The sequence below is a fragment of the Bacillus sp. (in: firmicutes) genome (genome assembly GCA_012842745.1).
Classification (GTDB): Bacteria; Bacillota; Bacilli; order Bacillales; family Bacillaceae_J; genus Schinkia.
In genome coordinates this window covers 1-11,349 of the sequence record DUSF01000060.1, presented here as the reverse complement: position 1 = coordinate 11,349, position 11,349 = coordinate 1, and the positions used below count along the sequence as shown (strand labels likewise).

Annotated in this window: 11 protein-coding genes; 1 reads left to right on the top strand and 10 read right to left on the bottom strand. The window is 34.7% G+C overall.

Features of this window, described 5'->3' with window-relative positions:
- From GX497_17855 to GX497_17810, 10 genes are all read right to left on the bottom strand, one after another.
- The coding region (locus tag GX497_17855) for a molecular chaperone (GenBank protein ID HHY75044.1) at window positions 1–1,421 on the bottom strand (1,421 nt) is incomplete at its 3' end.
- A gap of 112 nt (window positions 1,422–1,533) precedes the next feature.
- Window positions 1,534–2,229: an iron-dependent peroxidase gene (locus GX497_17850; GenBank protein HHY75043.1), complete on the bottom strand. Its 696-nt coding sequence runs from the start codon at window positions 2,227–2,229 to the stop codon at window positions 1,534–1,536.
- Window positions 2,220–3,497, bottom strand: coding sequence for a normocyte-binding protein (locus GX497_17845; GenBank protein HHY75042.1), 1,278 nt, complete (start codon window positions 3,495–3,497; stop codon window positions 2,220–2,222). The genes GX497_17850 and GX497_17845 overlap by 10 nt, the downstream gene beginning before the upstream one ends.
- 37 nt (window positions 3,498–3,534) lie before the next feature.
- Entirely contained in the window at window positions 3,535–5,118 is a 1,584-nt protein-coding gene (locus tag GX497_17840) for a serine/threonine protein phosphatase (protein HHY75041.1), read from the bottom strand.
- A 48-nt stretch (window positions 5,119–5,166) separates the two neighbouring features.
- A complete protein-coding gene (locus GX497_17835; GenBank protein HHY75040.1) occupies window positions 5,167–6,009 on the bottom strand; it encodes a serine/threonine-protein phosphatase in 843 nt (280 codons plus the stop codon).
- 8 nt (window positions 6,010–6,017) lie between these two features.
- Window positions 6,018–6,545, bottom strand: coding sequence for an FHA domain-containing protein (locus tag GX497_17830; protein ID HHY75039.1), 528 nt, complete (start codon window positions 6,543–6,545; stop codon window positions 6,018–6,020).
- 41 nt (window positions 6,546–6,586) lie between these two features.
- Window positions 6,587–7,132, bottom strand: coding sequence for an FHA domain-containing protein (locus GX497_17825; protein HHY75038.1), 546 nt, complete (start codon window positions 7,130–7,132; stop codon window positions 6,587–6,589).
- A 19-nt stretch (window positions 7,133–7,151) separates the two neighbouring features.
- Window positions 7,152–7,589: a J domain-containing protein gene (locus tag GX497_17820; GenBank protein ID HHY75037.1), complete on the bottom strand. Its 438-nt coding sequence runs from the start codon at window positions 7,587–7,589 to the stop codon at window positions 7,152–7,154.
- Window positions 7,590–7,678: 89 nt separating this feature from the next.
- Entirely contained in the window at window positions 7,679–8,104 is a 426-nt protein-coding gene (locus GX497_17815; GenBank protein HHY75036.1) for a membrane-associated protease 1, read from the bottom strand.
- Window positions 8,105–8,229: 125 nt separating this feature from the next.
- Window positions 8,230–10,401, bottom strand: coding sequence for a transcriptional regulator (locus GX497_17810; protein ID HHY75035.1), 2,172 nt, complete (start codon window positions 10,399–10,401; stop codon window positions 8,230–8,232).
- 613 nt (window positions 10,402–11,014) lie between these two features.
- Here GX497_17810 and GX497_17805 point away from each other — a divergent pair.
- Entirely contained in the window at window positions 11,015–11,299 is a 285-nt protein-coding gene (locus tag GX497_17805) for a hypothetical protein (GenBank protein HHY75034.1), read from the top strand.
- Window positions 11,300–11,349 lie beyond the last annotated feature (50 nt).

Here is an 11,349-nt window from a genome sequence, read left to right as displayed (position 1 = left end):
TTGTGACTATAATAGGCCGCAAACATAATTTTCATAAACTGGAAAATTCGATAGGTAATATTATTGCCGCCAAAATTAGTATCTCCATTTTCATAGGTTGTCTGGATATCAATCTTGTAGGATAGATGTCCATCCCGAATACGGAACTTACACGAGGAAAGATCAGTCGTTCCGCCGCCGCAATCAATGACAAGCGCCTTATACTCTTCCCCATCCAGAAAGTTATTCGTTTCTATTTGTTCAGCAATCGTATTATATAGAACAGCCATGCCCTCATCGAGAGCATATTCACATTCAATCTCGTATTCTGGCAATATATGTTTGAACATGTCAAGAAACTGATTTTTCATTTTTACTGGGCTAGAAATATGCAAATACTTGAAACGACATTTGAATTGATGCTCTGCTGTTCGGATGACATAAAGCAAATATTCCCGCAAAATAACACTTCTTGAAACGTTGGCAGTATTGCCATTATGATCCATCACCTCTTCATCAACCTTATAATTATGAACCCATCGTTTAAATCCATTGAATACAGTTGAAAGACCACTGTAACTGTTCATTCTTGCTGTTTTCAACGCATCATAGCCAAAATGATACAAAATCTTTTCAGGATTCGAACAATCTGCAATACTGACGACTGTTGGAAGCACTTCGATTCCCTTCTCATCATTCGTTTTGTCAACAAAAGTAACAAAGTTAATACTATTTAGCCGAATTCTGCCATTTAATAAATCATGACTGCTTAAAGATGAAACGTATTCACTATCTAAATATGCACCAGCCGTTGTATTCGTTGTACCAAAATCAATGGCAAGAACGGCTCTCGTTGTTTCCAACTGCTTTATTTCTAAATCTGGGATGGGTATCTTGTAGTAATGTAAATGGACAGGAGGAAGAGGTGTTTCTTGGTAGTAAGTCTTATAAATATAGTCAGAGTCTTGCTTTCTAAAGAATAAAAAACTATAGTTCCTATTCGTTGTCTCTCTTATTTCCATTTTTTCATCAGCAGATAAATAATAGCGCCCCTGCTGTTCACAATCTTTTATTAATTTGAGAATTCCACATAATTCAAGATTTTCATTTACTAAAAGCACATTAGATTCTACAAGTAGATTTCCTGCATCTACCATATATTTGTCTAATTTATCTATCCTCAATCCTGAATAAATACTCATTTTGGCAGGCACCTTAATCTTGCCGCTATGTTGCATTTCTGTATGTAAATACGCTTGAATAGCCTGTTCTACTCTAGTAAAGCCGCCATCCTTCATCTCTCTAATCAGAAGCGGTTCTTCAGCTCCCCGGTATTTTAAGATGGTCTCAATAAGTACATCTCTATCGAGAGTATTAGCAACCCCTTTTACTAGCCGCTCTTGATAGCAAATATTCTTAAGCTGAAAGGTTGTCATTTCCATTAATTCCTCACGGGTATATTTAATGAGCCTCTTATCTTCTCTTTTATTTTTGTGAATATGAAGCTTGTATGAATATCCACTCAATCTCTATCCCTCCTTAATCTAGCAAAAATCAATAGAGTGCTATATGTTCGACCTTCATCGTTTCATCTATATCAATAATTCCAAAATGTTTTTCCCAGTAAATCACAGTTTGGAATCGAACTGGCAGAAATAGCTGTAGCAGTAGGTCAATTTTTGCCTGTGTTTCCCTGTTCCTTTGTTTGCCAATATAGATGAGTAATTCATCCTTTTCATCGCATTTGGCATAAACAGAGCAATCTTTAAATATTTTTCTTAGCGTTTCCTTCAGCAAATAAACGGCTTCCCCCGATTTATATAGCCTAAGTACATGTAAAGAAATTTCCTCCTGCTCTTCTTTTGAAAACAAGCCTATATTTTCCTTTACAACTCTGCCAAAGATTCCATCTTCCATATCTTTAAGTACAAATTGAATGTAATACTCCCTTTTATTCATTCCTTGTACGAAATCAATCTCAGCTAGAAAATGGAGCACAAGATCAAGTAGCACTTGTCTAAGTGCTTCTTCCTCATGATTATCTAAAGAAAATAAATCCTTGAATATTTCATAAAATCGGTAATATGGATTCACACCCATCCTTTGTACAATAGCTGTCCCATTTAAATATTCATTGCTTAATTCCATATAAGGGGAATAAGTATTCGGCAAAAAGAATTCAATATCTTTTTTTTGGAAGCCAGCTTTCTCTGCTTTAATTAATAAATCCCAAATATAATTCATGCCCATTCCCCTACACATTTATACTCCGGGAAATACATCTGAGCCTCAGAGGTGAGAAAACTCAGCGTATCATTTAATATAAAATTTCTTTCTACTTGAGCTTTGAAACGGAAAATCATTATTTTCTTATCCTTTTCCACCCTGATATTATCAATTAGAAAGGCATTCATGGGGTAGCATATTTCCTTGGCAATATATATATCTTGTAAATCTATATCCACTAGCTCAAGATCTTTAGCTGCTTCAAAGGAGTTAATAATCCTCATCACTTCACTCTTCGTTCTTATAGCCATCGTATTCTTTTGTGCATATTTCTGGATAAAGTGATTATTTCTTCGGTTTGAGACAAGGGCATATCCCTGCCTATCATCAACAGTTTTCTTTAAAGGCTTTGCAATCTTGAGCAAATTCCACAGCCCTGATTTATCATGTGCAGAAACAACAGTCACTACATCTTTTGAACGTTTTACATAGCGAATATCCTTTTCATCTGAATCAACAAGATAGCCATTTTGTTCGCCCATCTTTCGGATAGAAATAGTATGTTCATAATTCACTTTATCTTTCGCAGGACTTGGAAAGCCTGAACTTTTCACGGTAAGTTTTTCAATATTCCATAGTGGAATCATATTTATTTTTTTATAGGCTTCGTATTCCTCCAAATCATAGCTAATCTCGATGATCTCCTCTTCTTCTTTCAAGCAGGGAAAATCAGTTATAATAACATCAAAAAATTTATAAGCAAACGGATGGTTGACCGTTTTCCAAGAAAGCCCATTTAATAAGAACAAATGATATAGTTTTTCGATTTCTTCTATATAGGTTTTGTTTTGTTTCAGCATTATGTTAACGTCATATTTCCCGCTTGTTGTAACAATTACTCCAGCAAACAATCTTTGGCTATCTAGTAGCTCTTTTATTTTCGGAAACTCACACTGCAAATATATAGTAAAAAGGTTAAACTCTCCATGCATGCCAACCGAATCAAGCTGTTCTTGTATAGTAAAGGAATCCTTCTCTAAATCCTTTGGAATCATAGGAAACAGGAATTCATGAATAGGGTCTATATTATCTCTGCTGCAAATGGTACAGTAAATATCAAATCTATCGTCCAAATCCTCTAATTCACTAAAAACCCGCTCCTCTAATTTCCTGTTCATATCCTCCTGGTATTCGACTAAATTCATAAAAACACCACTTACAATGTCCTTTAGTAATTTACGCTCCTCAAGATTTTCCATTCTCTGCAGCCGATCCAGTATAGTCTCTTTCATAGTAATCATCACTTCCTGCCTTCACTTCACGTAATTATCATTTTTCATCTTCAAATGATGAATCAGCTTGCGCTATATCTATATTTGGTGGCATTTTTAATTTCTCCTCTACACCCATAATCTTTCGTTCAACATTTAATACTTTTGCAAGTATACCCATCTCTTGAAAGATTCCTTGAGCCTCTTGATAGGAATGAATTGCACTTTCATAATCTTCTTTCGCCAAACTTTGATCGCCTTTCTTCTCCAACTTTTCTGCATTTAACGCTAGCTGTTCCCGCTCAAGTTCAGCAATTTTCCCCTTCGTCTCTTCAATCTTGGCTCTTATTTCCTGCTCACCACTGTAAGCAATATCCAAAGCTTTCTTTCGAGCTTTTTCATAAATAGTAAGCGCACCTTCATAATCCTCAGCTTCAAAACGCATATCACCTTCTTTGACGACTTCTGAGATTTGTACGAAAGCATCTATATTTGTAATTCTTTGTTCAATCATATTAGCCTCAAATTTGGGAAGCTTTTTTGCTTCCTTCTCCGCTTTTTCATATTTAGTTAATGCTTGTGCAAACTCTTCAGCCTTTACTTCCTCGTCCCCATCAATAATGAATTGTGTTATCCGTAGCTTTCTCCCCAACAAATCTTTTTGGATAGCATTTTTTGCTCGTTTAGCAGCGTTTCGTCCCTCACTATATTCTAATAAAGCGCCTTCATAGTTTTCATCGTGAAAATAAGTATCTCCAGTCTTTTCGTGCTCAAAAACTTCTGCCATATATTCTGCCATTTTCTTTGCTTCTTTCACTTTAAGGTAAATCGCACTTCCTGCAACTAGTAGAGTTAAAAGTAATGAGACTGTAATCATCTTGAAGTATTTTTTCTTATTCTTCTTATTTTCCTGATATACCTTATTAACAAAAATAGCTGCCATTGTATAAGGATTCACAATTTTTTTTTGTCTACTTAAGAGAACTTCTTCCAACAAATCTACATATTGTTTAGGATCCTGTATTTCTTCCAAAGCATCCATCATTTCAACTCCACTTACTTCTTCCCAAAGACCTGAAGAACATAGCAACAGGACATCACCATCTTCTAGCTTTGTCTTCTTTGAAATAAACGGCTGAAACATTTGGGGCTTGCCAAGGTAATTCAAGAGATTATGCCGCTCCTCATGATGATCAAAATCCTCTGTAATTTCATGCTTATTTGCAAGTTCCTGTGATAAGCTTTGATCCTTGCTTTTTAAGAATAGTCTTCCATTTCTAAAATGATAGAGTCTAGCATTTCCCGCTACAGCCCACATCAATTTCGTATAATTTGTTACAACGACTACGATGCTAGCTTTCAACCTTACTCTTAAGCTCTGCTCCTGCAACAGCTCATGAGCGTTTTTTATGTATTTTTTTATTTTCTCTCTTGACATAGAAGGCTTTTCTATAAATTTCTCTAATATGCCCTTTGCAGCAAGCTCCGCACTATTTATTTCTTTATCTAAATCTAGTCCCTGAACAACTACCCAGCATGCTAAATCGTCGAGCTCCGTATAGGCGAAATAATCACTATTTTGAATAAAACTGCCTGATTCTGATAGAAAGCTAGTAATAAACTCACTGTTCTCCTTTCTCATCCGTAACCTCCATACTCCTTATCCGAAGGACTATCCAACCTAACAAGCTCACCAACCATTTGCCAATATAATAACTGTTGCATTATCTTGATTTTTCAATTGTTTTTGCTCAACAGCTTCAACTATTTCTTGGGCAGCATCATAAGGTAAAATATTCTTGGATAGGATTTTTTCAATCTCTATTTCTGTTAAACTGTCAGAAATTCCATCGCTATATAAAACAACTTTATCGTTCTTGTTCAGCTTTATCGGTTTGTTGCCAATTTCTATATTTTTAAAACCTGAGTATCCCAAATAATTAATAAGTCTTTTTCTCATTGGATTCGCTTGTATCTCCGCTTGAGTTATTTCACCTGAAATATAGCGTTCCTCAAGTACGGATTCATAAGTTTGCTTTTCGTTAACATTTATGAAGTCACCGTTTCTAAATATCGTAATCATGCTGTCCCCGACTGCTCCCCAATAAAGATAGCCCTGATTGTCCACAATCGCAGCAACCAAAGTGGTCCCGCCACTTTTCCCTTTCAGGTTATACATAATTTCACGATTACTTAGTTGTGCCGCTTTTGTGAAGAAATCTCGCATATTTTCGGTCGATGTTATGTTCGAAAATTCATTTATAAATGTTTGAACTGCAATCATACTAGCCATTTTCCCATTTGAAAGCCCACTAATCCCATCAGCTAGAACAGCTATCGTACCACTTGCTGTTGTCATTGTTGAAAAGGAATCATCCTGCTCTTCACGTGTTCCGATTGTTTGACCATTCCCAATCTCAATTTCCACTTTTTTATTTTTATTTAAAAGAATATGCCTACTATACAGTAAAACCAAAAGGATAAAGATACAGATCAGCACAATAATATAAGGACTTATCCCTTGTTCATACATCATAATTTTCATTCCTTGTCCTGATCTTGTTCCCATTCAAAATGAATGCCACATAATGGAATAAAAATGAATATGCTTCTGCCTAGTTGAATGACATCATAGGCTGATAGTTCAGTCGGTGAATAAACGGCTTCATTATTATGGTAGGCAAGACCAGATGCATCTCCTGGCAACAGAAAAAAATTTCGTTTCTTTGGGTCGTATACAATGACTGCATGGTTTCGTCTCGAAATCGAATTATCGCCAATAATCCGTATATGCATATCTTCTGATCTTCCAATGAAATTTTTTTCTGCCATAATTCTGTAATCCTGCCCCATTTGAGGCCCTTCTATACATACTAACCAACCAGTTACTGGTTCAATTCCTTCCGTTTCCCCCAAGTATGGCATTGTCTTGTCTACTTCTCCTGCACTTGAAACTGGCTGATTTTTAATTTTCGGGCTTTCTTCAACAATTACATTACAATATGGACAAGCGTTCCCATATCTTCTTGCACTAAACATATGCCCATTTATACATCTTGACAAACTCATTTTTTCAATCCTCCGTTTATTATTTTGTTAAGAATCTGCTGTTACCTCACTACTATCCTAGCGTTTGCTATATAGATTGTATCCCCTACATTAATCTGATAGGGGTGCCCTTGATTAAGCTTGCTCTTGGTATGCCTATTCGCTTTTTTTATCCCTACACTATGTATCTCGTCAATATCCTCAATAAACCAATTTTCGGAAACACGGTTTAACACAGCGTGTTCGTAATTGATTAGTGATGAATATTCTGTAGCAGACAAATCAATATCCACTTCGATGTGGCTTGAATTTTTGCCAATTAGAAACGATGTCTCCCCATTTATAAACCATTCTCTTATTGCTACCCCAGCTTCATCTATTAAAACAAACTTCGATATTACTGTGTCTGCTACTTCTTGGCGTTCTTCGGATTCATATTTTTTTATTACAAAACCTACTAAAATCATACCTAACAGAATGCTCACAATAACCTTTAAATGGAAGTTAGTATTTAGTCCATATACATATATAAGTGTAAAGATTCCAACTATTACAATCAGTAAATCTATGATGGTAATCCAAACTTGATTTTCATTCCTATTCACCATATCTCCTCCTCCTTGCCAGTCATTTTTTTCTTACATTAAAAAAACTTTCAAAGATTGCTGAGGTGTCAACAGGGTTATTATCCTTTTTATTCTCCATTTTAGGAGACATTTTTTTTGTTTTCGGGTTAAAGCCAAAGAAATTTTCAAAGTTTTTTTCCATGTTTCTTATATCAAATTCCTGATAGTTTACTTGATGCTCCCTCTTTTTCTCAAAAGTGTTATTTGTGTGAGTAGTGTTCTCATTTTGTGTATTTAAGCGGGCATCATATGCCTCTCTAGATGTCGTGTCACTTAAAATCTGATAAGCTTCATATACCTTTTTAAATATTTTTTCAGATTCACTGCTTCCTTTGTTTAAATCTGGATGGTGCTTTTTTGCCAGTTGCCTGTATGCTTTTTTTATATCTTGTTGCGTGGCATCTCTAGCAACACCTAAGATTTCATAATAATTTTCCATTTTCTTCATCCCTATAATTATGGCATATAAATATATAAGGGACTGTCTAGTCCCTTATATTTTCATAACTATAAAATCAAATGTACAAGCTAAACAGCATAGCCGCCTTCGATTTGAGCTAAATCTGTTTTATCCTTCTTCTGCTTAATGAAAAGCATAAATTCGCCTACTCCTTCTGTGTCGCCAAATCTTTCAACATAATCAACGACAAATGCATTAGGGAAATGAATTTTTCTAACAACTTGGTCTGCTGAAATGACTTCCAGCGTAACTTTACGATAGCAATGCGCTTTTTCAGCTGGAACTAAAGACCACAATCCAAGCTTCATCGTATCATCGGCATTATCCCCATCAGTTGCTGTAAGGATTTTCCCTGTAACCTTAAGTGTTGATCCTACATCCGTTGATCTAGCGTTGGAATCATTTGGAGTATCAGTCTCATACACCACCGTCATGATACTGTCCAACCCCAATTCAATTGTTTCTGGCCCCTCTACTTTCAAAATAAAACCCATAAATAAAACCTCCTACTAATTAATATTTTTTCTCTCGAAAATTTTTTATATCTTCGAGGCATATGTTAAAGGTCGTTTTGAAAACAAACCCCAAACACACCTAAATAAGTGCAACAAAACTTTTCTTATGCCTTTACTGCAGTTGTTCCTTTCGTAATCATAACCTCTAGGTTCTTTACATTTCCGTTGAACACTAGATCAATTTGACACAAGTTGGTCTTATCATCGATGATATAGCCTATGTCATCTCCATCCTGAATAATTGAATTTACATAGCCTTTGCCAACAAGCCATTGACTCTTTTGACTATTTGGATTATTACTGAAAAATTTGACAATGTTATCATATTTAAAATCACCTGTTTGGAACCTAAGAATTCTCTCAATATATGTACTTACAAGTGTTTTGTAAATAGAATCAAACCCATCTTCTTCCATAGCTAGGCTTCGCGCCTTATAAACTGTAATTCTTTTAATATCTTTTCCTTGCAATTGAGCATTTTCTGAAGAAAAGACAAATCCAAAATTTCTTCTATTGATAGCATCTTTAATATTATTCGTAAATCCAGATATCTCTTTAGCCATTGTTGTAACTGTTCTTAATGAATGATCCTCTGCTTCTATATCGAAACGAACTCCTGGATAATCCTTTTTCACGCTTCGGAATGATTCTTTTAAATAGTCAGGGCACTGATAGGCAGCAACAAGACCTGCTGCTACATAGCTCGCACCAACATATACACCTTCTATCCATAACTTTAAAATATCTTCCTTTTCCTTAGAGAGCTGTACACCGCCAGCCTCTGTTTTTAGCATTCTGCTATCAATAACTACACCGGATTTATCCTTCGGAATAATTGTGAAATTCGGAATACAAGGTATAGCGAATTCACTATATTCTTTTCTAAGTAATGATGCGCATTTATCAATAAATTTATCAATTCCTGCTGTAGCCACACTGTTAAAAGTTGTTTCTTCGACAGCCATAAAACTAAAAAATATTTGTACTTTATAGTCCTTTACAGCATCAAGTAGCATTGTTAGAGATTCCATTGTATTTCCATCTTGCTTTGTAACCTTTTCATTCCCCTTAAAACGTTCCCTGCTTACCTTAAGCTTTCCAGTTGTTTCAAGTTCAATAGAAGGTACAATGCCAAACCAAATCGTATCTGAAAACTCATTTTTGGAGTTTACTGTGTTGAGATATGTCACTAATCTTGGCAAGTTATTACTTTTTACTAGCATATCAAGCTTCGTGTTAGTGATAAGGAGTGTTGGCTGCATTCCTTTATTTTTTGTTGCATATTGATCAAAGAACATTTTTACCCCTAATATTTTTTCAACAAGTGGTTTAACAGTTTTAACAAATTCGTCCTTTGCATTTTTATAGAACTCAAGATACGTATTATAGTTCGCGATTTCCGTTTCTAAATCAACATCTGCTTGCACTGCTGGTAAAGGTGAAAAGGTTCTAACGACAAGATCCTTAACATAAGAAGATGATGTTTCATTAATGGCTTCATAATCTTCGGCAAACACAGCGCTTAATCCATTATTACTACTTTCATTGAGAAGCATAAGATCTGTACTCTCATTTTTAGGTGCTTCAATAATTTTCAATTCCCCTTTTTCACCGATTGTTAGTGTACCAATCTGGAGCTTTTCAGATTCATTGTCTTCCTGAGTTGCACCTAGCAATAGCCTAGTTTTAATATCTTCAATTGCAAGCGGCAGCATTGCCATTACATTATTATAATTTCTACTTGCATCCTCAAAGAGCATGTTCAATTTGTCTCCCTGATCAAGCTTTTTCGGATCACCATCATCTAATTTCTCATATTCACCGTACAAATAGTGAATTTCTTTTCTAACCTGACGAATGTCATCCATAACCTTTTTTGGGGATATCATGTCCAATAGATTTTCAAACTTGAAATCGACATTTGTAATACCTTGGCTTCGCTTTGTGTCGATTAAAGTAAATAACATTTTCAAAAAATCATTATGTTGGTCAATAACAATTTCAGAAATGCAGTCCTCCTGAATTCCCTCTGGTTTTTTCAATGTGTACATTACTTTCTGGTTTGCTGCATTGTAAAAGGAATACACAGTAGGAGAAAACTTGTCTAAAAATTCGTCAAAGCTTTTTACAAGCAAATACTCATTAATTTCTTTAATTTTCTCGTCGCTTAAGCTGTCAATTCCTTTTACATCTCCGACAAGAGTTAAAATATCAAGCTTCTCTGGATTAATTTCCTCATACAACATTGTTCTGTTTGTTTGGCTAATAATGTCCATACATTCGCTATAAAACATTTATAATTTGGTTAGCTTATAAATTTTTATAGCTCCTCCTCTCTATTTAATTATTGAAGTAATAATCTGTTAAAAATAATATTGCCCTTAAACTTCATATCAAGCATTTTATCATTTAATCCTAAATATGTATATATTTGTATTTTTTTAGAACAATTTACCTATATATTATTTTACTTTTTCCACTTCTTTCGACCTGTTTTTGGTAATTAGTATAATAATTTACATCCAATTGTTATATTATGTAATTACATCTATACTTTATATTATTTTATACCTCGAGATTTGTAAATCATTTACTTGTATTTTTGTTACAATTGTGAACAAAATTTACTTATTTGTTCATAAATTACATTTAAAGATTCTTGTTAAGAGAAATATTGAAATAAGGAATGACAGCAACTAACATATAAGAAACTGCTATAAATTGTTAAAGAGAAGCAGCTAATTACAGAAGGGGAAATAGTGTGAAAACGAATGAATCAGCCGTAGACTATGAAAAGATTGATTACGTAGGATACAATCTCGTTAACTACCTTGCTTCATCTACCAAATCGAGGAATTCATAGTACAAATTAAGAAGACAACAGAAGGAGTGAGCTTCCTGAAGCTTGATCCCAATAGCCTCGTTATGGGCGGGGTAATAGATAACCAAGGTGAACTGGTGAAAATGGAAGGCTGGGTCAACACTGCTGTACCACCAGTGAATGAAGACGTTGATGAGGAAAAAGATGAAGATGAGATGTTTTTTGCAAGCGAAAAGTGGTTCTTACGGAAAATTTCCTCTTTCTTGTTTCTATATAAAAAAAACACAGCTTTGTTCAAGTCAATTTTCACCTTTAAATCGAACCTGTTCGTTTATTTAAAGACTTCTTTTTAATTCACAATAGAAATTCTCTCATGTGCCTACACGAATTATTTTAACTTCAA